The 21,022-nt window shown below is 52.4% G+C and carries 21 protein-coding genes; 16 read left to right on the forward strand and 5 right to left on the reverse strand.

The features are described from left to right. The first annotated feature begins 82 nt into the window (after nt 1-82). The 7 genes from MKY64_RS09365 (at nt 83) to MKY64_RS09395 (ending at nt 5,497) form a co-directional block, all read left to right on the forward strand. Entirely contained in the window at nt 83-787 is a 705-nt protein-coding gene (locus MKY64_RS09365) for a dihydroorotate dehydrogenase electron transfer subunit (protein ID WP_036726496.1), read from the forward strand. Beyond that, a complete protein-coding gene (locus tag MKY64_RS09370; RefSeq protein WP_340952411.1) occupies nt 780-1,724 on the forward strand; it encodes a dihydroorotate dehydrogenase in 945 nt (314 codons plus the stop codon). Before MKY64_RS09365 ends, MKY64_RS09370 begins: the two co-directional genes overlap by 8 nt. An 87-nt stretch (nt 1,725-1,811) precedes the next feature. Further along, a complete protein-coding gene (gene lpdD, locus MKY64_RS09375; RefSeq protein ID WP_339248860.1) occupies nt 1,812-2,162 on the forward strand; it encodes a prenylated flavin chaperone LpdD in 351 nt (116 codons plus the stop codon). A gap of 68 nt (nt 2,163-2,230) precedes the next feature. Then, entirely contained in the window at nt 2,231-2,899 is a 669-nt protein-coding gene (locus tag MKY64_RS09380; RefSeq protein WP_036726499.1) for a PspA/IM30 family protein, read from the forward strand. A 126-nt stretch (nt 2,900-3,025) separates the two neighbouring features. Next, nucleotides 3,026-3,436, forward strand: a complete 411-nt coding sequence (locus tag MKY64_RS09385) for a DUF350 domain-containing protein (RefSeq protein WP_036726501.1) — start codon at nt 3,026-3,028, stop codon at nt 3,434-3,436. Nucleotides 3,437-3,477: 41 nt separating this feature from the next. Continuing rightward, nucleotides 3,478-3,984, forward strand: a complete 507-nt coding sequence (locus MKY64_RS09390) for a DUF4178 domain-containing protein (protein ID WP_036726503.1) — start codon at nt 3,478-3,480, stop codon at nt 3,982-3,984. 184 nt (nt 3,985-4,168) lie between these two features. Beyond that, nucleotides 4,169-5,497 (forward strand): molybdopterin molybdotransferase MoeA, encoded by a 1,329-nt coding sequence (locus MKY64_RS09395; RefSeq protein ID WP_340952413.1) that lies wholly within the window; start codon nt 4,169-4,171, stop codon nt 5,495-5,497. A 981-nt stretch (nt 5,498-6,478) separates the two neighbouring features. On the opposite strand, the gene map is transcribed toward MKY64_RS09395, so the two are convergent. The 4 genes from map to xerS all read right to left on the reverse strand — a co-directional run bounded on the left by map (nt 6,479) and on the right by xerS (nt 10,148). Next, the gene (gene map / locus MKY64_RS09400; protein WP_036726505.1) at nt 6,479-7,228 is read right to left on the reverse strand and encodes a type I methionyl aminopeptidase; all 750 of its coding nucleotides are present in this window, start codon (nt 7,226-7,228) and stop codon (nt 6,479-6,481) included. Between the two features lie 43 nt (nt 7,229-7,271). Continuing rightward, nucleotides 7,272-7,898 (reverse strand): TetR/AcrR family transcriptional regulator, encoded by a 627-nt coding sequence (locus MKY64_RS09405; RefSeq protein WP_036726507.1) that lies wholly within the window; start codon nt 7,896-7,898, stop codon nt 7,272-7,274. Nucleotides 7,899-8,138: 240 nt separating this feature from the next. Continuing rightward, complete coding sequence (locus MKY64_RS09410) at nt 8,139-9,005, reverse strand: pentapeptide repeat-containing protein (protein WP_340952418.1); 867 nt, start codon at nt 9,003-9,005, stop codon at nt 8,139-8,141. A 48-nt stretch (nt 9,006-9,053) separates the two neighbouring features. Continuing rightward, nucleotides 9,054-10,148: a tyrosine recombinase XerS gene (gene xerS / locus MKY64_RS09415; RefSeq protein ID WP_340958041.1), complete on the reverse strand. Its 1,095-nt coding sequence runs from the start codon at nt 10,146-10,148 to the stop codon at nt 9,054-9,056. Between the two features lie 135 nt (nt 10,149-10,283). Here xerS and MKY64_RS09420 point away from each other — a divergent pair, with 135 nt between their 5' ends. From MKY64_RS09420 to MKY64_RS09440, 5 genes are all read left to right on the forward strand, one after another. Further along, nucleotides 10,284-10,793, forward strand: coding sequence for a GNAT family N-acetyltransferase (locus tag MKY64_RS09420; protein ID WP_036726510.1), 510 nt, complete (start codon nt 10,284-10,286; stop codon nt 10,791-10,793). Nucleotides 10,794-10,865: 72 nt separating this feature from the next. Beyond that, entirely contained in the window at nt 10,866-11,888 is a 1,023-nt protein-coding gene (locus MKY64_RS09425) for a hypothetical protein (protein WP_340952420.1), read from the forward strand. Between the two features lie 190 nt (nt 11,889-12,078). After that, nucleotides 12,079-12,702: a TetR/AcrR family transcriptional regulator gene (locus MKY64_RS09430; RefSeq protein WP_340952423.1), complete on the forward strand. Its 624-nt coding sequence runs from the start codon at nt 12,079-12,081 to the stop codon at nt 12,700-12,702. A 10-nt stretch (nt 12,703-12,712) separates the two neighbouring features. Next, nucleotides 12,713-13,612 (forward strand): hypothetical protein, encoded by a 900-nt coding sequence (locus tag MKY64_RS09435; protein ID WP_340952425.1) that lies wholly within the window; start codon nt 12,713-12,715, stop codon nt 13,610-13,612. Nucleotides 13,613-13,624: 12 nt separating this feature from the next. Beyond that, nucleotides 13,625-14,113 (forward strand): flavodoxin domain-containing protein, encoded by a 489-nt coding sequence (locus MKY64_RS09440; protein ID WP_340952428.1) that lies wholly within the window; start codon nt 13,625-13,627, stop codon nt 14,111-14,113. A 599-nt stretch (nt 14,114-14,712) separates the two neighbouring features. Here MKY64_RS09440 and MKY64_RS09445 read toward each other — a convergent pair. Further along, on the reverse strand, nt 14,713-15,666 hold the full coding sequence (locus tag MKY64_RS09445; protein WP_340952430.1) for a Gfo/Idh/MocA family protein: 954 nt from the start codon (nt 15,664-15,666) through the stop codon (nt 14,713-14,715). A 101-nt stretch (nt 15,667-15,767) separates the two neighbouring features. Between MKY64_RS09445 and MKY64_RS09450 the strand changes: the two genes are divergently transcribed. The 4 genes from MKY64_RS09450 (at nt 15,768) to MKY64_RS09465 (ending at nt 20,953) form a co-directional block, all read left to right on the forward strand. Beyond that, complete coding sequence (locus MKY64_RS09450) at nt 15,768-16,724, forward strand: helix-turn-helix transcriptional regulator (protein WP_340952433.1); 957 nt, start codon at nt 15,768-15,770, stop codon at nt 16,722-16,724. Nucleotides 16,725-16,910: 186 nt separating this feature from the next. Next, a complete protein-coding gene (locus MKY64_RS09455; protein ID WP_340952435.1) occupies nt 16,911-18,773 on the forward strand; it encodes a cache domain-containing sensor histidine kinase in 1,863 nt (620 codons plus the stop codon). Continuing rightward, entirely contained in the window at nt 18,766-19,533 is a 768-nt protein-coding gene (locus MKY64_RS09460) for a response regulator transcription factor (RefSeq protein WP_340952438.1), read from the forward strand. Before MKY64_RS09455 ends, MKY64_RS09460 begins: the two co-directional genes overlap by 8 nt. A 130-nt stretch (nt 19,534-19,663) precedes the next feature. After that, nucleotides 19,664-20,953, forward strand: a complete 1,290-nt coding sequence (locus MKY64_RS09465; RefSeq protein ID WP_340952439.1) for an ABC transporter substrate-binding protein — start codon at nt 19,664-19,666, stop codon at nt 20,951-20,953. Nucleotides 20,954-21,022 lie beyond the last annotated feature (69 nt).

Consider the following 21,022-nt stretch of genomic DNA (forward strand, 5'->3'; position numbering starts at 1 on the left):
CATCATTTGTGAATAATGTCACAGATTTTAAGTTCCTTCTCAGGCATGGTTAATAAGATTAAATTTGAAGGAGCTTGATAACGTGGCGACGGTGATTAGTAATGAGCGGCTGGCTGAAGGAGTGTACCACCTGGTAGTTGAAGGAGGAAACAGCGGGGAGATGGGGCAGTTCTACATGCTGCGGGCATGGGGAGCCTATCCGCTGCTGTCCAGACCGCTTAGCATACATCAGGTGAATGATAACGGTGTTGAATTCTTATATCACGTAGTGGGTGAAGGAACAGAGATCCTTGCCGGACTGAATCCGGGCGATCCGTTGGAGCTGGAGGGACCGTTCGGCACAGGCTTCCCGCAGGTGGAAGGCAGGGTAGCGTTAGTGGGCGGGGGGATCGGAATTGCTCCGCTTTATTATTGTGCGCAGAAGCTTCCAGAGAGCGATATCTATCTCGGCTTCAGCCGCGAGCCGTTTCGTACAGAAGCCTTCCGTCCTCTGGCTGCTGAGCTGACCGTCGATGTAGGCGGACTAATTCTGGACAGCGTGGATTTCTCGGCGTATGACCATATCTTCGTCTGCGGCCCGCATCCGATGCTGAAGGCTGCACAGCTCAAGGGCAGCGCTCCAGATCCTGCGGGTAAGCGCCCTGACGTCTATCTGTCACTGGAGAACCGGATGGCCTGCGGTATCGGCGCTTGTCTGGTCTGCAGCGTCTCCTGCAAGGACGGGCAACGCAAAGCCTGCGCAGACGGTCCTGTCTTCCTGGCTGAGGAGGTATTATTCCATGATTAATACAACTATTGATACAACTGCAACGATTGCCGGTGTATCCTTCAAGAATCCGATTGTGATGGCTTCCGGCACCTTCGGCTTCGGCCGTGAGTATGGCCGGTTATATGATGTGTCCCTGCTTGGCGGAATCTCCGGCAAGGGGCTAACGCTTCACGCCAAAGCTGGTAATCCCGGAATCCGCGTCTATGAGACGCCTTCCGGTATGCTGAACAGCGTGGGGCTTGAGAATCCGGGAGTAAAGGCCTTTCTGGCCAAGGAGCTGCCGTATTGGGAGACGCTGGATACCGCACGTATCGTGAACCTAGGCGGCAACACGCTGGCGGATTACGTGCTGGGTGCTGAGCTGATCCAGCGGGATGCGGATGCCCGTCTTCTGGCCGGGACGCAGGCCGTGGATATGATTGAGCTGAATATCTCCTGCCCGAACGTGAAGGAGGGCGGAATTGCTTTTGGCGTGAAGACTCCGGCAGCGCAGGAAGTGGTTCGTGCGGTACGGGCGGCTACAAGTCTGCCGCTGGCCGTGAAGCTGTCGCCCAATGCCGAGGATATTGCGGAGATGGCTGTGATGTGTGAAGCAGAAGGGGCGGACGCCGTCTCTCTGATCAACACGATCTCCGGGATGAAGATCGACGTCCGCCGCCGCCGCAGTGTGTTCAATAACCTCTATGCGGGACTATCCGGACCAGCGGTTAAGCCGGTGGCTCTGCGTATGGTGCATCAGGTAGCCCGCCGGGTAACCATTCCGGTAATCGGCATGGGCGGCATCACTTCAGCCACGGATATTATTGAATTTATTATGGCGGGAGCGACTGTAATACAGGTTGGAACCTACAATTTCATGAATTTGCGGGCGGGCAGCACACTTGTGGAAGAATTGCAGCAGTTTATGAAGGAAGAGAATATTTCCTCACTGGATGAGATCCGTGGTATTGTATAGGCAGCAAGCCGGTTTGCAATGATCTTTTTGCCGCAGAATGAGAGATCTCTACAGCCTATGGTTAATATAAAGGGAGGGGAGTTCTGCTTGACAACGAATCTGGTGCATCCTGACGATATTGTGCTGTCCGAGACCGAGGTGGGCCGTGATCTGCTGCTGCTGATTACCGGGGGAGTGCGCCATATCGGTGCAGCAAGCACGGCGTACATGGACGGAGAATTCGCACGGGTGATGACCTCTGCCGTTCCCCATCATAAGGAGCATACGATCAGTGAAGCCATTGCGCTGAAGGCTGCTGCCGCATTGAACCGGACAGTCACGGTTGTGATGGGCATTCACTATGACGATCTGAGCAAAGAGGGCATCCTTGCGGTCGTAAATATTGTGAATGATAAGGTGGAGCAATATTTAGTACAGAAGGCCGGAACAAATTTTTGAAACGATCCCCATCTCCCTGCGTAAAAGATACCATTGAACAACTAACTTTTATTTTGGAGGAATGAACGATGTCTATATTCAAAAGATTGCGTGATCTGACCATGTCCAATGTGAATGCGATTATCGATAAAGCTGAAGATCCGGTTAAAATGACCGACCAGTACATTCGTGACATGACGGAGGATCTGGAGGATGCTGAGAAAGCGGTAGCTGCCCAGATCGCTATTGAGAAGAAATTTAAACAGTTGTACGAAGAGCAGGAAGCGCTCGTGAACAAGCGTAATCAACAAGCTCATGCAGCCGCTCAAGCCGGTAACGCCGATCTGGCCCGCCGTGCTCTTGAAGAGAAGAAATCAGCAGAAGCCAAGCTTGTAGAGTACAAGGCCAGCTTCGACCAGAACAAGGCTTCCGCCGACAACCTGCGCGGCAAGCTTGATGAAATGCGCAAACAGCTTACCCAGATGAAGAACAAGCGGGAGACACTCGTTGCCCGTTACAACGCTGCGAAGGCACAGACCGAAATCAACAAAGCGATGAGCGGATTCAGCTCCGACTCTGCTTCTGCCGGACTCAAACGGATGGAAGACAAGATGCTGCAGGCCGAAGCACAGGCAGAAGCCAGCAACGAGATGAGCTCGGGCAACAAGTCGCTCGATGATGAGTTCGAGAAGCTGGGCAAAGACCAGGCGGTTGAAGATGAGCTGGCTGCGCTGATGAAGCAATACGATAAACAATAACATATTGGCATAAGCCGGACTTCAGGCTGATGGCCACAGGCGAAGGGGAGACAGAACCAGCGGTTTCTCCTTCGCTTTATGTTTGTCTTACCTGTTATGAAATATGAACAAGCGGGGGCTGGAGTAATGGATTTCGATACCCTGGTGTCCATGGTAGTATGGACGGTCAGCGGCGCAGTACTACTGTGTGTGCTGATGCTCGTGGATTCGCTGTTTACCCGTTATAATGATATGGAAGAGCTGAAGGCAGGGAATATGGCCGTGACTACCCGGCTGGTGTTGAAGCTGCTGTCACAAGGCTATATTTTATCGGCATCCATTGCTGCGGCGAACCGGCTCGGGACCGCCCTTATCGTCTCGATTGTCTCTTTTATCCTGTTATTCGTGCTGGAGAAGACGGTAGAGCAGCTCCTCAGCCGGTGGGGGAACCTTGAACTGGATCATGGCACTCAGCTTGGCAAGGTCGGCTACGGCCTGATGGCAGGCTCGCTGCATGTGACGGGGGCATTGATTATAGCGGCCTTTATTCGCGGATAAGAAGAAGGATTAGCGTACCAATCTGTAGGAGGATGATGGCTTTGGGTCTTTGGAAAAGAATCGGCAATCTGTTCTCGAAGCCGGAGGCGCCTAAAGCGCCCGCAAGCATGCTGACCCTGTCTCCCGGAGATATCTGTGAGGTCTCCCTGGTCACCTATGAAGTGACGGGCCGGACGAAGACGAGTGGCCGTAATGCTGTTGTACTGACGCTGCGTGACGGGAGCCGGATCGCCTATCTGTATATAGAAGAGCGGGAAGAGCTGCAATACAGATTGTATCACCCGATAGACGGGCGTCTGGACAGTCCTTCCGAGGTCCCGGCTACCCTGGAGCTGGATGACCGGACCTTCTATCTGGAGGAAGAATATGAAGGATATGCCGCCGTTACCGGGCAGACGCCTTATATGAACGGCGGGGAGCAGCATGTCTGGCAATACCAGGCGGATGATTCGCGGCTGCTGCGTGTGGAATGGCAGAATGGACGGTTCATGCTCTATGAGGGTGAAAGCGTCCTTTCGGCTGATGTCAGAGTGATCCGCGCATCTTAAGCTTGAATTGGAGCTGGGCTGCGGCTGCGCTGCTGACTGCGGAATAGAATCGCAATGGAATAAGGGATGCATGCGCTTGTTACAGGCCTGTGCATCCCTTTTGCCATGCCTTCATGTTAGAATAGGGCGTAATTGGTTTAATGAGCAGCAATCTACCGGAGAAGCAGAAGGAGTGAATTCAACAGTGACTAACCGAGAGCATCATAACAAGGAATATAACAACGAATACAGCAGGGATAATAACAAGGAATACAGCAGTGATAAATTTCAGCGGTCAGTGCTGCAGGTTGCAGAGGCGCAAGGCAGGCTGAAGCCTTATGCTGCGCTGCTTGCGCCGGAAGCTGTACCCCTGCATCTCAGCAGCGGGCGTTATCTGGCTGAGTCTGCCCATGCACCACATCCCTTTCCGGCATTTGACCGCTCCAGTATGGACGGCTTCGCCGTGATTGCGGCAGATACTTTAGCGGCAGGAGACCCTGACACGGTGTGGCTTGAAGTCATCGAAGTCATACCCTGCGGCGCAGTAGCCTCCAGAGAGATTACGGCTGGCACTTCTGCGCGCATAATGACGGGAGCGCAGATTCCAGACGGCGCAGACACCGTAATTATGATGGAGGCTACGGAGAGCCGGATAGAGGGCGGAGTCACTTATGTCGGTATCCGCAAGCCGCAAGAGCGGGGGCAGCATATTACCCCTTGCGGGCTGGAGCTTAGTACAGGTGATCCAGTGCTTTCTGAAGGGACTCTAATCGGCGCTGGCGAAATTGCTGTTCTGGCAGCGCTCGGAGTGCCGGAGGTTCCTGTACGCCGCAGACCCAAGGTGGCGGTCTTCGCTACCGGGACTGAGCTGCTGGAGGTGGACGAGCCGTTAGTGCCGGGCAAAATCCGCAACAGCAACTCACCCATGCTGGAGGCGCTAATCCGGGAAGCGGGCGGGGAGCCCGTGATGCTGGGTGCAATCATCGATGATCTGGAGCTGGCCCGCAGTAAGGTGCAGATGGCACTGGAGAGCTATGATCTGGTGATTACTACCGGCGGCGTATCTGTCGGGGATTATGATATTATGGGTGATTTGGTCCGTGAGCAGAGCGGAGAGATGCTGTTCAATAAAATAGCCATGCGCCCCGGCAGCGTCACTACGGCAGCCGTTCGCGGCGGGAGCATCCTGCTCGCCTTATCCGGCAATCCGGGCGCATGCTTCGTAGGATTCCAACTGTTTGCCCGTCCGGTCATCGGGCTGATGCAGGGTGCAGTACAGCCGTATCTGCCGGAGTGGACAGCGGTGCTGGGTGTAAATTATGAGCGGGCCAACAGCTTCACCCGCTATGTCCGCGCCCGTCTGGAGATCCGCGAAGCAGTTCTCTATGTTTATCCAGCCGCCGTGGACGAGTCATCCGTCACAGTTACGATCAAAGACAGCGACTGCCTGATCGTCATCCCGCCGGACAGCGGACAATTATCTGCTGGTGACAAGGTAACCGTGCTGAAGCTGCCGGGTGAGATTCGAGGGTGAATTTGAAGCAAAGGAATTGGGGAGTATCAGAGCTTATGAAGTGAGTTCAGTTAGGAGGGAGATGAGGCTATGGATAAGCGGATGGACGGACGAGCGGATGGATGGACGAGCGGATGGATGGATGAATGACTTGAGGACTTGAGGACGTTCGCTTGAGGCGAGCTTTCAGGGATAGATGTATTCAGTACAATTAAAAACAGTAAAAATCAAGGATTTCCTCCTCTAATTGTAGTCTGTACAACTAAATTTGCCCGAATAGGCCAGAATCGAGGAATCAGGTTAGTTTAAATGCACGAAATACAACTAAACGGATTATCGGCGGGACATCAGGAGATTTAGTTGTACAAACTGCACTTAAGCATCCCCTTAACCTGAAGGAGCACGGCAAGTTCTCAGCATTTCTAGTAGCGACCGGCCAGCAAGCCGATAAGTCAAATGACTAACCAACTAAACCTTTATTATTAAGTTTCAACATATGAAAAATTCATAACAGAAACATGCACAACCAAACAACAACCAAACAACAACCAAATAACAACCACCAAACAACACCAACAATAATTAATAAAAATGAATTGTTAGAAGATCAAGGTATATTGGGATATTGGAACAGTAGGACCTCGGGATCACTCTATAACTCAACAGCTGGAATTAATGAAGTCAGAACTGGAGCAGAAATTGAAGAATGGAGCTCTGGCAACAGACAATTATCCAACAATAGTAGTTAAATTCCAAAAATTCAACACATGAAAAATTCATAATAGTAAGTTCAAAACACTAACCAGCAGCCAACAAGCAGAATCACCCAATCGCGCGACAGCATCCAACGCCGTAACCACAAAACCCGGTCATAAAGGTAACAAATAAAACCCTTCAGTTTTCTAATAGGGGACAATCCCTAGACAGAAACGGGAGGGTTCTTAGGGTTCGTAAGTGGTCAACTAGATCCAGCCTATATGTGTTAACGTTCTACTACAATGTTTACTGGGCTGTTAAAATCAGCGGTCCATCTGCAGTAATTGCAATGGTGTGCTCATACTGCGCGGAGAGCTTGCCGTCAGCCGTTCTTGCGGTCCATTCATCATCGTCGATGGTGATTTGGTATGTGCCTTCGTTAATCATGGGCTCAATCGTAAATACCATGCCTTCTTTGAGTCGGATGCCTTTGCCTGCGGTGCCGATGTGCACGTAGCTCGGCTCCTCATGCAAGCTTCGTCCGATGCCATGCGCCAGCAGATCGCGCACGACCGAATAACCGTGTGCTTCGGCATGCTGTTGTATGGCCGATGTGATGTCACCCAGCCGTCCTCCCGGAACAGCCCGGGCGATTCCCAGATCCAGGCACTCCTTCGTTACCTGCATTAATCTCTGTGCCTCCGGCCCGATCTCACCGACAGCGTAGCTCACGCACGAATCTCCGAACCAACCCCCGTATTGCGCCACAATGTCCAGCTTCAGCAAGTCGCCTTCCTTCACGACCCGTCTGCTGGATGGAATCCCATGGGCAACCACATCGTTAATGGATATGCAGGTCTCGGCAGGGAATCCGTTGTAGCCTTTGGTGAACTGCTTGCCACCTAGCTTGGTGATATGTTTGGCTACCAAATCATTAATTTCAAGCGTAGTGATTCCAGGTACAATGTGTTTGGAGACTTCACGGTAGCAATCGGCAACAATTTGGCTGGCTTGCTTCATCTCTTCAATTTCTCTGGGGGATTTAAGAATAATCATGATATGTGCATTCGCTCCTTAATCTTTCACTATTGTCTGTCTTTTATAGTTTCAGAACTCTGACGATCTCCGTTGCATCTTCATTAAGCTGCCCTCGGCGGAGGGACAATGCAGCACAGCCAACCAGAGCGGCTAACAGCATCTCTGTATATTGTAATCCAGACGGCGCATCGACTACTGTCCCTCCAGGAGAAAGTGATTCCTCCGTAAGTCCAGTGCCAAGCATCATGGACAGCGGGGTCAGCACCTCCCGGCGGAACTCGGCAGTGAGCGGGGAAGAGCGGGCTTCAGGCAGGGAAGGGAATCCCTCACCAGCCTGCTTACACAGCAGATAGATAGCGTGATCCTCCGCCCATAGCTGCAATAGCCGCACCCCGGCGGCAGAACCCTCCAGCGGGATCTTTAGCGGTAGCCCGGGCTCTGCCATAGGCGGGAACTTCAGCCATTCCCCGGCCCGGTCGAGCGCATCCCATAACAAGTCGTGAAGCAAATCACCCTTATTGCTGTAATAATGATAGACCGTACCATAACCGAGACCGGCCGCCGCAGCCACATCCCGGATTTCTAATAAAGGCCCTTTATTCAAAAATACGTCCGCTGCTGCTTTTCGGATCTGCACCAGCCGCCGCAGCCGGATATCTTCGTTCTGTTCCTTCGTGCGGGGAGTCATCTTATCCGTTCACCTCATTTATTTTAGACCTGCTGTCATGTCAATATAAATCATCGGCAGGCAAATGGCAAGGGAAAATCGTTGAACCAACCATCTGGACGACACAAAAAAACCGGATAGAACATCATCCGGTTTCTTCTCCAAATATAAGAATGTATATGTTTCACGCTATAAATTATCCTTCTATTTCTCGCCGAAACGGTACCGTCCTTAAAAGGACGGCAAAGCCGTTTCCACTTATCAAGCCCAGTGCTCCGGATGTCTTAAGGATTCCGGCAGCTTGGTGGACGGGCTGCCTTGCGCAGCTTGCAGCTGCGCCTGAGTCAGGAAGAGACTGCCCCGCAGATCGGCTCCGCGCAGATTCGTATCGCGGAAGTCCGCGCCAATCAGATCGGCGAACCGCAGGTCAGCGCCGCTGAGATCCGCAGCGATCAGATACGCGCCCCGTAAGCTGAGGCAGCGGAGGTCGGCCCCGCGCAGCTTGGCCCCGATCAGATCGGCCCCGCGCCCATAGTTCTTCTGGCGCTTCGGTGCCGGAGAGAGCTGCTTGCGGGCAGCGGTGCGCGCAAGCTCGCTGGCACGCAGCAGCAGCTCGTTGACTTCAGCTCGGTGCAGGGGCACTTCGAGCTGAAGCAGCTGGTCCGGGCTGAGCAGGGTGAGGGCCTGCGTCTGCTCCAGCATTTTGATAAGCGAATCATGCAGGGTCTCGGCCCCGCGCAGCGTGAGTGCCTCGTGCAGATACCATAGCAGCTCATGCAGCTGGCGCATTACGGGAAGAACCTCGAACATCTGTCCAGCAGTCTCGGGAGCCTGACGCCAGTCGCGTCCGCCATAGGTCAGATTGGAGATTTTCTGCCCGGCCCCGAAGCAGTCGTAAACGGTGCAGCCCCGGAAGCCGCGTTCCCGTAGCTCAGTATGAATGCCGCAGAGGAAGTCTTCACGCAGATTGGGACAGGGCTGTCCGGCAGGCTTGTCAATGGCGAAGTCTGAGGATGCAGAGAAATGAAGCGCTGCGCAGCATAACCCGAAGCAGTTCAGGCAATCCGATTGCAGCTCCGGCAGTTCGGGATTCGTAGGAAATTCAGTAGATGAATGATTGTCTGACAAACGTATTCCTCCAAAAAATAAATGAGATTAACATAGCGGTCATACAGCTTACTGCGGCGGTTCATTGTCCAGACGGCGTTCAATCGCCTCGGACATCGTTTTATCTGTGAGATGAGCATAGATCTCGGTAGTCTCCGTAGAAGCATGGCCCAATTGTTCCTTCGTCCGGTAGATGTCATTCTGCAGGTAATAATCTGTGGCAAAAGAATGCCGCAGCTTATGCACCGTCAGATAAGGCTTGCCGAACCGTTTGGCGTATTTGATGATCATCTCCTGGATCGCCCGTTTGGTCATCCGTTTGCCTTCTTTGCTGCCGTTGGGCAGGGCAATGAAGAGCGCTTTTTCCCGTTTCGGCGTCTTGTACCTGTTCTGGCGGAGGCTTAGATACAAGCTGAGATCATCCTTCGACTGTTCCCGGAAATAGACCGGGGTCTTGAAGGTCTCGTCGTTATGACCCTTGCGGAAGACATAAATCAGCTTATTGTTGACATCCAGATCATCCACGTTCAGGTTAACCACCTCGGAGACGCGCAGGCCGGAATTCAGGATCAGACTGGCAATACAGGCATCCCGTTCACGGTTAAGCTGCCAAGAATAATAAGCCTGCTTATTGGCTTCCACAGCTGTGCCATATCCTTCATAGATGTAGCCAACGAACTCCAGCAGCTCCTCGTCCTCCAGAATTTTACCTTTGAGCTTGGCGGCGGTGTCCTTCGGTTTGTGAATGCGCTTGATCTCAACCTTGGCCATAATGTTACGCTTCAGCAGCGGGTAGAAGTTCTCATCCTCGGCAATCTGGCTTAAGTAATGGAACAGCGAGCGCAGCGCAGACAGCTTACGGGATACGGTCACCCGCGAATTGGCATTCTCAGCCCGGGTGGTCAAGTGCAGACGGTAGCCGACAATGCTGTCCATATGCAGGGTCTCCAGCTCAAGCAGTGTGATGTCAGCATTGCTGGCCGCTACAGAGAGACCTTCACCCCGCAGCCAGCCGAAAAAGGATTCATAGTCCCGGATATACTCCAGCAGCGTGGAGGGGGACAGATCCGGCCGTTTATAGTCGATAAACTGCTGGACAAACCAGGGCATCTGCGGCAGCCGCTGATCCAGGTTTGTCCGGTCGGCCGCTTTTTGAATACTGATGAGTTTCACCTTCTTTATAGTTTCCCCAAAGGGGAGGGCTGTCCTTCTATCTTACCATGTTTCTGGCAAACCTTGCTCCTGATGAGACAAAGTTATATGATGGGTAGTAAACAAAAACGGTTGAGGTGAACCTGAATGGAACTTGGAATCGAGCTGGTTCCTAAAGAGCAGAAGCAGATTATCAGCAGATTAATGCAGTTCTACTTGTATGACTTTACCCGCTATCTGGAGCTGCAGGTCGACCGTGAAGGATTGTTCCCGTCCTATCCGGGACTTGAGGCTTACTGGAGCAGCGGTAAAAATAAATTCGCCTACCTGTTCACTGTAGATGGCAATGTCGCAGGCTTTGCCCTGATCGACCGTCTGCTGCGCGACCCGGAGGGCGAGTTCTATATGACGGAGTTTTTTGTAATGCAGCGCTACCGGCGCAGCGGCGTAGGGACCTGGGCCGCACACCGGCTGTTCGATATGTTCCCCGGCAACTGGAAGGTGTCACAGATTCGTGCCAACACTCCAGCACGGGATTTCTGGCACCGGGTTATCGGAGCTTACACCGGCGGTGATTTCCAGGAGCGGTTCAACTCCCGCCAAGGCAATCCAAGTCAATACTTCAGCACATTAAATACGAATAGGGTTAAGAAATAAAATTACCTATTCCTGGCAGGCTTCAGCGCAACTTTGGATCGTATCCAGCGTCTGGTAACTGAGGTGATTAGATTGTCCAAGCAAATGAGCTTATGGGGAGCGGGCTGTATAGCAGTTGCAATAGCAATCAGCACAGGCTGCAGCAATGCTTCGGATCAGAATTCTTCGGGTGCAGAACATACCGATCTGGCATCAGCAACGCCCGCAGCTGCTACTGCTGCAATAACTGCTCCTGCAACCGCGGTTCCGGCTCCGTCTGCAACTGCCGCGCCTGCTGTTAAATCCGTGTCGCTGATTCCCGAAGTACGGGAGTATACAGGAAGCGGCAGTGGCTACGAGCTGGATGGCGTCAATGTCCAAGCGGATTATTCCGCAGACCAGACCTTACCGCTCGGGGTATTTCTGCCGGAGACGATGATCCGTTTTGAACAGGATGGCAGAACGGCATGGGGGACAGAGGACAAGCATAATTATATTACGTTAATTAAGCTAAGCTCTGCGAAGGATGCAGCTGGAGGGAAGTTTGAGCCGGGCACGGACCGGAGGCTGCTGAAGTTCAAGGAATATGAAGGGAGCAGGATGGAGGAGGACCGGAGGGTTGAGGCATTTATTTTCACAGCCTATAACGATTCTTACCGGGCCGAGATCCATATTCAGGATGAGCAACGCGATAAGCTGCTTCCACTCTTCACATCCATGCTGAGTGGTATGGAATACCTGGAGAAGCAACCCCCGATTAAGCCGGGAGTGTTCTTCATAGCCCCTGATGTAGGTACAAGTCCAGGCAACAAGCAAGCGCTCCAGGAGACACTGGACTGTATTGCAGCTTGGGCAGCTAAGGACAAAGAGAAATTTGCTGCAACTATGCAATCACCGCAGCTTAATGAAGCTCTGCAGTTCCTGCTGGATAAGAAGAATGTCTACCGCTTCAATAAACTGACCGTAGCCGGAATTCCTATCGAGGGAACCAAGCGGGCGGGCTTCTATGTGGAGTTTACCCAGATGACCTCTGAGGGCTATATTACTGAGGGCACTTACGAGATTTCATTGCTGCCGAATAAGCAGGGGGAGTGGAAGATCGCTAATATTGATTAGGCAGAGCATCTGCCGAAGCTCGAAAGCTTGAGACACCTGCGGGGTTTCAGGCTTTTTTTGCTGTAATGTATTAATAATCACAACCTTCCCAGGTTCCGGCGTCTATAATCTAAGTTGAACGATGTTCAAAACCATTACAGTGTTCAACGAAGCGGAACAGCAACACCCTGACAGAAGGAGTCTAACAATCATGGGCAAAGCAGAGAGACAAGAGCAGGAGCGCGAAGCGATGCGTAATCTGATTCTGACTACGGCTGGCGAGCTGCTGGCGGAGAGGGGGATCAGGCAGCTGTCGATTCGCAAAATCGCTGAACGGATGGAGTATTCGGCCGGCATTATTTATCACTATTTTCAGGGAAAAGAGGACATTGTGGAGCAGCTTCTTCAGCGGGGCTACCGGGAGCTAATGGGCGGACTAATTGCCGGATCAGAAGCTTCGCCGGATGAAACATCTCCAGAAGAGCGCTTAAGACGCACGCTGAGACAGTTCATTAAGATCACAACCGCAGAAGGCTCACAGTACCGGAGTATGATGCTGAATGATTCGCCGTCTGTGCTTAGCCACACCGGGGTGTTGCATCAGGGGGCTGCCCTGGAACGCAGCGGGATCGCGGGTCTCTGTGATACGCTCCGTCAATTCAGCGGGATGGCCTCCTGTGAGGAGAGGGAGCTAGAGCTCACCGCCCAAATCATCTGGAGCGCAGCATTCGGGCTGATTATGAGGCTGATGGTGGAGGAGAATCTGCCTGAGGCGCAGAAGGAGGCTCTGATTACCCGGCACATAGAAGCCATGGTGCATATTGCACAAGGATAGGAGGATTAGAATGAGCCATAGACGAACCATTACTTTTTTAACGTGGATGGTGATAGTGCTTGGTGTTGTTGCGTCAGGCATCGGGCTATTTTCAGGGGAAGGAGCTGAGAAAGGGGGGAGCCATCCAATTTACACATCCATCCGGGGAGAACAGATTGAATTGTACGGAAGCGGAATCTACAAGAATGATTCTTTGTCCGCAGCAGCCCAGGCGATCGCTCAGGATGGCGTTACTTTAGTGGTGGGCATTCCTTTGCTGCTCGTATCACTGCTGCTGAGTCTCAGAGGAACGATCCGGGGTCGGTTGCTGCTGGCCGGAGCGCTCGGATACTTCACCTATACCTATGCTTCATATTGTTTTTTGGCCATGTATAATGATCTGTTTTTGGTCTACGTCTTGCTGTTCTCGGGCAGCTTATTTGCATTTATTTTGGTCTTTCGCTCGGTGGAGCGGGAGGGGGTGTTGATGAAGACGAAGCTTCCGGGGGTAAGCATTGGCTTCATCCTGCTGCTGATCGCCTTCCTGATTATTATGCTATGGCTGGGCCGGATTGCCGGCGGCTGGCGGAATGGAACCGCACCTGCTCTGCTTGAGCATTACACCACGCTGGTGATTCAGGCACTGGATTTAGCTGTATTGCTTCCGCTCATGGTTCTGACAGGGGCATTGCTCGTCCGCAGGCAGTCTTATGGTTACCTTCTGGCTCCAGTCGTCCTGGTAAAAGCCGCCACCCTGCTGACCTCCATCTCCTCCATGATGATTGGGATGCTGAGGGCAGGAGTTCATGTCTCGATGGTAGAGTTGATCCTGTTCCCAATCTTCAATCTGGCAGTCATCTGGTGTCTCATTCTTGTACTGCGCAACGCGCAGGAACCCGCACCACCTGCAAGCCCATTACCTATAGAATAGAGGCGGACTTAAGTGAGCAACCGGATATTGATCGTGTATGCAAGCAAATACGGATGTACGGAAAAAGCCGCTTTACTGCTGCAAGCCAGGCTGAACGCGGCCGAAGTGGTGAATCTGAGAACTGGCAAGTTGCCGGTTCTAACTGGCTATGACACAGTAATCCTAGGCGGCTCCATCTACTATGGCAGAATCCGGAAGGAGATGACTGCATTCACAGCAACGCACAAGCAAGAGCTTTTAACCAAACGGCTGGGATTGTTCATCTGTGCAGGAATGACAGGGGAGAAGGGGGAGGAGGAACTGAAGCAGGCTTACCCTGAGATTATCTACAACAAGGCGCTTGCCAGGGAGATCATGGGCGATGAGATCTACCCGGACCGGATATCTGCCTTAGACAAGTGGATTCTGCGTATGGTAAAAGGTAAGGAGCACAAGACAGGAGGCGGGCTGTCCATGGATAAGCTGGAACGCTTTGCGCATACGATGTCGGCAGGCGAGTAGGGTAGGGGACGAGGGATAGTTGTAATGAGCAGAGACTGAAAAGTAACATAAAAATAATTATGTTAACTTGAGCAATATCCCCTCACCGATTAATCGCCAAACGTCTAGCCCCAAACATCGCATGATGATTTAACATAAATCTACACCCTATAATTATAATATTTCATTATATGAAAAATTCATAATAGGAAAACAAAATTACCTGCTCTCCTAATTACTACGCTTAAATCCGGCACACCACATTAACTTAGCAACTAACAAAAGGAAAAAGTGAGGCCAACCCCCTGCCAAAACAGGTTCTCGCTGTCAACCCGGGCGAGGTTTCGCACCTGAATCCTGAAACACGTGGAAAAATGTATCTTGTATCAACGCTTTCCGATAGATTTCCTTAAGCAATTGGAAAAACAGCATCTACTGGAGGCAATTATGCTTATTTGCGGGGAAACTGCCTGAAGAAGTGCCATTTTTCCAATTGTTACCCCATCCTGGGCGATTCGATCTTCAGCAAGTGGAGAAAATCCAACTAAGCCCCTCTCCAAATACAACTTTCTGAGGAGCTATTTGTTAAGCCTGCATTGACCAACTTCTGGGCTGCATAATCACAAAGCTACTGTGCCCGCTGTAAGCTGATCCGTCAGCTTACAGGCCATATCCACGGACTTCAGTGCAGATTGCAATGACAGTTGGGAGAGGGTCCCGTTCTGCAAAGAGAGCAGGGCATGCCGCAGGCTTTTCTCATAAGGATTGTTCGGGATTACCGGGATAGCCGTCTTGTCCTCAGAAGTATAGCTGGTCAGGCTGGCTTCAACCTCTCCGTTCGCAGCATTGGTCTCTTGGAATACCAGCTTGCCGCGCTCAAAATAAGCTTCGTAACCAACCGTGAACGGGTACGCTTCCGGCATCTGTGAAGAGACGGTTAACTGCGCACTAACACCGGCCTTAGCGAAAGAAGCATGAACCAGCGCCTGACCGTCCATACCTCCAGAGGTCCCCCAGACGGAAGTGGGTACAGGTGTGTCCAGCAGCCACGCGATAGCATCCAGGTCATGAATCATCAGATTGGCAGCGATGGCGGACAGGCCCAGATCCCCCCACACCGGTGCGGTCTCCCTGCGGAAGCTGACATGCAGCAGCTGGCCGTAGGCGGATTCACGGGCGGACTGTTCCAGGTATTCATAGGCATAATCGAATTTGATGAATTGATTGACGAGGATTCTGCGGCCATACCGCTGTTCGGCATCCAGCAGTTCCCGTCCTTCTTCAGGCTCCAGAACAACCGGCGTCTCGCAAAAGACATGTTTTCCCCGTCTCAGTGCCTCTACCGCATAGATCTTATGTAGCGCAGAAGGCAAACAGAGATCGATGACATCCACTTCGGGATCAGACAATATGTCCTCGATGGACGTTGTAACCTCTACCCCCAGCTCTTCCTTCAGCTTCAGCAGCTTGTCCTCATTTCTCCCGAAGACCACGATCCTGTTCACGAACTCCATTTGCTTCAGCAGAGAGGCGTGATACGCCCCGAATCCAGTTCCCAATATACCAATATTCATTTGCAGCAGCTCCTTGATTTTGATACATTCATCTTAACGCAGTATTGTTGACAACTGAGTGGCAAGAATAGATGACGAATAAGAAGGTTTGGGGGAGACGCATGCGGCTGCACCGATTGATTGCTATACTTTTACTGCTTGAATCCCGGGGCCGGATGAAGGCGAACGAGCTGTCCATCGCCCTCGAAACGTCCGTCCGCTCCATTTACAGAGATATCGATGTGTTGGCGGAGTCTGGAATCCCGCTGGTCACCACCACCGGGCCGAACGGCGGGATTTCGCTCATGGAAGGCTATACGGTGAGTCTGCGGAGACTGCATGGGGAAGAGGTGGTCCAGCTCTTTTTGACCGGGATGGGAATGCCGGCGGGCGGTTCAGGAGAGACCAGTCTGCTGCTCAAAAATGCGCTCCTGAAGCTGGAAGCAAGCTTGCCTGCTCCGTATCAAGAGGATATTCGTACCGCGCAGCGCCGGTTTCTGTTCGATGATACGCCGTGGTGGAGCGGTCAGGCAGCGGTGCCGTATCTTGAGATTCTGCGCACTGCGGTGTGGCGGGGACGGAAGATTGCGGCAGAGTACCTTAAGGTGAATGGGGAGAGCTCGCAGCGGAAGCTGCAGCCTTATGGACTCATCGTGAAGCAGGGGGAATGGTATCTTGCCGCCTACTGCGAGAGCGCCGGGGATCTGCGGACATTCAAGTGCGAACGGTTCACAGCCGTTACTTTATTGGAGGAGACCTATGCCATTCCTGAGCATTTCTCCCTCCAAGCATACTGGAGTCAAGCAGAGCAAGCCTTCGTTCAGACCAGCAGAGCGCGGGAGTTCTATCCGGTGGTCATCCGTACCCGTGTTAAGAATGAGCAGATGTTGCAGGGGCTGGAGGTTATGAATACCGGATCTGATGGAGATGCCTGGCTGTTTACTGTGAATATGTACGATTATAGCTCGGCCTGTGCGAGGGTGCTGCCGCTATTGGTTCATGCTGAAATTGTGGGGCCGCCAGAGCTGAGAGAGTATATCAGCAATCAAGTGCGAATGTGGGATAAAATGTATAATTGAAATAAGGCGACATAATCAACATTATGTTAACTAATTCTACAATCGAAGAGTGAAAATAATAAACCCCAGACCTTGCTTTTCAGCAGGTTTGGGGTTTATTGACTTTGTTGAACCGTACCTTTTCCAAACATAAGAGGATAGAATTCAATTACAGAACATTATACGATAAACTGTAAAGAGGTTTTGATGTCAGCTTACTTAACAAAAGGAGGGCTTGAGATGCTGCGGGGGCTGATCCTACAGTTGAGAAGAAGTAAAATGCGTACCAGACTGCTGCTCCTGTTCACCATGCTGACGCTGCTGCCGTTAAGTGTGCAGGGGATGGTGACGTACCGTCATTTCTCCTCCACCTTAAACGAGAAAACAAAGCAATATACGGTGGATGTCGCCGGACAGGCCAACGCCAATCTGGACAGGCTGCTGAAGGATCTGGAGCGGTTGTCGCTGATGCCTCTGTATGACGAGCAGGTGTTATCTATTCTGGCTAAATACGATGGTCCTATGGGCTCAGGCACATGGGCGCTGTCTGATGATTATCAGAAAATGAAGCTCTATACCTCTGCGCAGGCCTACGATCGCCCGGAAATCCGGGGCATTCACCTGCTGAGCAACAGCGGAACCCTGTTCTCCAACGTGGAGCCGCTGGCGGTCAACACCTCATGGGATGGCAGGCATGACGAATGGTTCAGCGCCCTCAAGCGGTCAGACGGCGAATGGATCCTTCTTCCTCCGCATCATCCGTCTTATTATGCCGGAACCGACCCCTCATCTTATATTTCGGTAGCCAGGGTGATCAAGGAACCCAGAACGCTGAAGCGTCTGGGCTACATACTCATTGACGCTAAGCAGTCAGCCTTCGGCTCCGTCTTCTCTAAGCTGAAGATTGAAGAGTCTACGAACCTGATGATCATTGACGGAGACCAGCGCTTGCTGTATGAGCAAAAGCCGGATAACGGGCAGTCGGCCTACGGCGAGCTTATGGGCTCCGGGCGGATTAAGGAGCTGCATGGCGGGGAGCGGGAGAGGCTGGGAGGCACAGATTATTTGTTTGTCAGCCATAAGTCCCCGTATTCGGGCTTAACCGTCATCGGCCTGACTCCCATTGGAGTGATGCTGAAGGAATCGCGCGCGATGATGATTTTTACGTTATGGCTTGCCCTCTTTTGCCTGGTGACGGTGCTGCTGCTCGCTTATGCGGTGTCGTACCGGATCACCCTCCCTCTGGTTGAGCTCAAGAGCAATATGTCCAGGGTGGAGCGGGGGGATTTCAACATGCGGGTCAGTCCGCTGGCGGGAGATGAATTCGGGCAGCTCGGGCGGGGATTTAATAAGATGATGGAGGAAATCAACCGCCTGTTTCATGAGGTACTCGTGATTGGACTCCGGGAAAAGGAGGCTGAGCTGTCTGCCCTGCAGAGTCAGATCAACCCGCATTTTATCTATAATACGCTGGAATCGATCAATATGATGGCCGTCCAGCGCAGGCATGATGAGGTATCCGATATGGTATCCGCACTGGGCAAGCTGCTTCGCTATACGATTGACAAGGCCGGCCGGCTCGTGTCGCTGGGAGAGGAGATCGCGTTCGTGGACTCCTATGTCCGTATCCAGCAGATTCGTTTCGGCGGTAAGCTGACGGTGCATAACGAGATTGAAGAGGATGTACAGTATTTACGCATTCCGAAGCTCACCATTCAGCCGCTGGTGGAGAATGCCATCGATCACGGGATCGCCGGGCGCGAAGAAGGGACGATCTGGGTGTCAGCGCTGCGTTTTGACAACGAGCTATTGATTACGGTCCGCGATGACGGGAACGGACTGGAGGAGGAGGAACTCACGGCGCTGAACCGGGAGATCGAACAATCTCCTTCCATGGATTCGCTCCGGCGCAGCGAGGAGGAGAGTCTGGGGCTGCGCAATATCGGCCAGCGGATCAAGCTGCTGTACGGGGAAGGCGGGAGCCTCACGGTTGACGGAAGTCCGGGGCAAGGGCTGGCCGTGACCATTACGATAACGATACCGGAATCAGGGGGAGAAGAGGATGTATAAAGTGCTGCTCGTAGAGGACGAAATCGTGATTAGACAAGGGATGCGCGAGCTGATTAGCCGGTCGGCGCCCTTTTTCGAGGTGACGGCTGAAATGCCGGGCGGACGGGAGGCGCTCCTGTACTTAAAGTCCGAGCTGCCGGATGTGATGATTACCGATATCCGCATGAAGGAAATGGACGGACTGGCGCTGGCCGAAAAGGTGAAGTCGATGTATCCCGGGCTGCTGGTCATTATTGTGAGCGGATACGGCGAATTTGAATATGCTCAAAAAGCCATAGAATACGGAGTTCTTCATTACCTGTTAAAACCGGTTGAACGTCATGAGCTAGTTAGCGTGATGGAAAAAGCACGGCTGCTGCTCGATAAACGTCATGGCATCACTTCCCCGGAACAGACGACAGGCCCGCTGCGGGTGGAGAGCGGAGGAGATACACGCAAGATCATACGGGATGTTAAGGAATATATCAGACTGCATATTGACGGTGATCTGCGCCTGCAGACGGTAGCTTCCCATGTCAATCTGAACGCTACGTATCTGAGCCAGCTGTTCAAGGGGGAGGCGGGCTGCAATTATTCAGACTATGTAACCGATTCCCGGATGGAACGTGCGAAGTGGCTGCTCAGCCATACCCAGCTCAAAATTTATGATGTCGCCCGCCTATCCGGCCATCAAAGCCCGAAGCATTTCATGCTGGTATTTAAGCAGCAGACGGGGATGACGGGTGGAGAATACCGCAATCAATTTAATAGTCATGAATGAAATGTTAGTTATTCTAACGTAAAACATAAATATAACGAACCATTCCTGTATTTTGGATGATTTCTACACCGAATACGTCTCCTTTATACTAAAAGAGTCATTAAAACTAACATATCAAAGGGGGATATTCATGAAAAAAGCAGGAGCAATGCTTCTTTCAGCCATGCTGCTGGGTTTAACGGCAGGTTGTGCCAAGCCCGCAGCAAGCGGAAATGCCGAGAGTCCCGGGAAACAGGAAGATGTGGAGTTAAAGTTCTTGATGTGGGGCAATCAAGGGCATATGGATGTGTACAACAAGCTGATCAGCCAATTCGAAGCAGACAATCCGGGTATTAAGGTGACTATGGATTCGGTGCCATTCACGGATTATCAGCAGAAAATATCGGTGCTGGCCGCAGGGAAATCCCTTCCGGATATCGCCTGGGTCTCGGAGCGGATGATCCCGCAGTTCAAGGCTAACGGGATTCTGGCGGATGTCTCCTCCTTCAAAGACGATGCTTCCTTTAACCTGGACGATTATATTCCGAGCACACTAGACTTGTTCCGGGACGGGGATCAATTGCTGGGCCTGCCGTTCTCAACACCGCCGGTGGTCATGTTCTACAACAAGACATTGTTCGACAAGGCGAACCTGACAGACCCGAATACGCTGGCCTCCGAAGGGAAATGGACCTGGAAGACCTTTGAGGAATCGGCCAAAGCAATTGCTGTCAAAGACGCTGGGGGCCGGGTATATGGCGCGAACTTCTTCCGTGACTGGAAGACCTGGGCGATTCTATCTTCGTACGCGTGGTCTTATGGAAGCGGCCCGTTCAATGAGGATCTGACTGCGTTCACCTGGAATGACCAGTACGGCGTGGAGACCATGGAGCTGCTGGAGCGGATGATGTATGAGGATGAATCCCATCCGAAAGCAGGCGAGCAGATCAGCTTCGACGCAGGGAATCTGGGCATGTTCTTCGACAACTACAGCTATGTCTCGAAAGCGCGTGACATTAAAGGGTTTGAATGGAGCATTGCTCCGATGCCGTCCGGCTCCGCAGGCAGTGTTCCGATGCTGGGCCAAGCAGGTTATACGCTGTTCAAGGACAGCAAGCATCCGGAGGAAGCCAAAAAGCTGCTCAAGCTGTTCGCCAGCCAGTCAGGCATTGAGGCGACATCCACCTATTTCGTACCTCCGCGCACATCAGTGCTCAATTCTGATGCGTTCCTGAATCAGCCGAACAACCCGCCAGCTGAGCACATCGTGCAAGCGGTTATCGATGAAATGCCGAAGGCGCGCATCATTCCAGGCCACATCCGCTGGCAGGATATCGACAATGCGGTGCTGCAAGGCTTTGACCGCCTGTTCGGCAGGTCCGCGTCCGCCAAGGACAATATGGCGAAGATGCAGAGCGATGTCGAGGCTATTTTGAAATAAGACTCCGGGCAAGGGGCCGTCAACCGGCGTTCAGCAGAGCGCAGCGTCCGGCTTGACGGACCGCCCGAA

It is taken from the genome of Paenibacillus sp. FSL R7-0210, from assembly GCF_038009085.1.
In the GTDB taxonomy this organism is placed as follows: domain Bacteria; phylum Bacillota; class Bacilli; order Paenibacillales; family Paenibacillaceae; genus Paenibacillus_AQ; species Paenibacillus_AQ silagei.

What these genes read in the sequence shown, in the direction of transcription:
- MKY64_RS09370 (WP_340952411.1), top strand. Translation starts at nt 780, where the DNA reads ATGATTAATACAACTATTGATACAACTGCAACGATTGCCGGTGTATCC.
- MKY64_RS09450 (WP_340952433.1), top strand. Translation starts at nt 15,768, where the DNA reads ATGCGGCTGCACCGATTGATTGCTATACTTTTACTGCTTGAATCCCGG.
- MKY64_RS09435 (WP_340952425.1), top strand. Translation starts at nt 12,713, where the DNA reads ATGAGCCATAGACGAACCATTACTTTTTTAACGTGGATGGTGATAGTG.
- MKY64_RS09430 (WP_340952423.1), top strand. Translation starts at nt 12,079, where the DNA reads ATGGGCAAAGCAGAGAGACAAGAGCAGGAGCGCGAAGCGATGCGTAAT.
- MKY64_RS09465 (WP_340952439.1), top strand. Translation starts at nt 19,664, where the DNA reads ATGAAAAAAGCAGGAGCAATGCTTCTTTCAGCCATGCTGCTGGGTTTA.
- MKY64_RS09405 (WP_036726507.1), bottom strand. Translation starts at nt 7,898, where the DNA reads ATGACTCCCCGCACGAAGGAACAGAACGAAGATATCCGGCTGCGGCGG.
- MKY64_RS09460 (WP_340952438.1), top strand. Translation starts at nt 18,766, where the DNA reads ATGTATAAAGTGCTGCTCGTAGAGGACGAAATCGTGATTAGACAAGGG.
- MKY64_RS09420 (WP_036726510.1), top strand. Translation starts at nt 10,284, where the DNA reads ATGGAACTTGGAATCGAGCTGGTTCCTAAAGAGCAGAAGCAGATTATC.
- MKY64_RS09380 (WP_036726499.1), top strand. Translation starts at nt 2,231, where the DNA reads ATGTCTATATTCAAAAGATTGCGTGATCTGACCATGTCCAATGTGAAT.
- MKY64_RS09445 (WP_340952430.1), bottom strand. Translation starts at nt 15,666, where the DNA reads ATGAATATTGGTATATTGGGAACTGGATTCGGGGCGTATCACGCCTCT.
- MKY64_RS09385 (WP_036726501.1), top strand. Translation starts at nt 3,026, where the DNA reads ATGGATTTCGATACCCTGGTGTCCATGGTAGTATGGACGGTCAGCGGC.
- MKY64_RS09455 (WP_340952435.1), top strand. Translation starts at nt 16,911, where the DNA reads ATGTCAGCTTACTTAACAAAAGGAGGGCTTGAGATGCTGCGGGGGCTG.
- map (WP_036726505.1), bottom strand. Translation starts at nt 7,228, where the DNA reads ATGATTATTCTTAAATCCCCCAGAGAAATTGAAGAGATGAAGCAAGCC.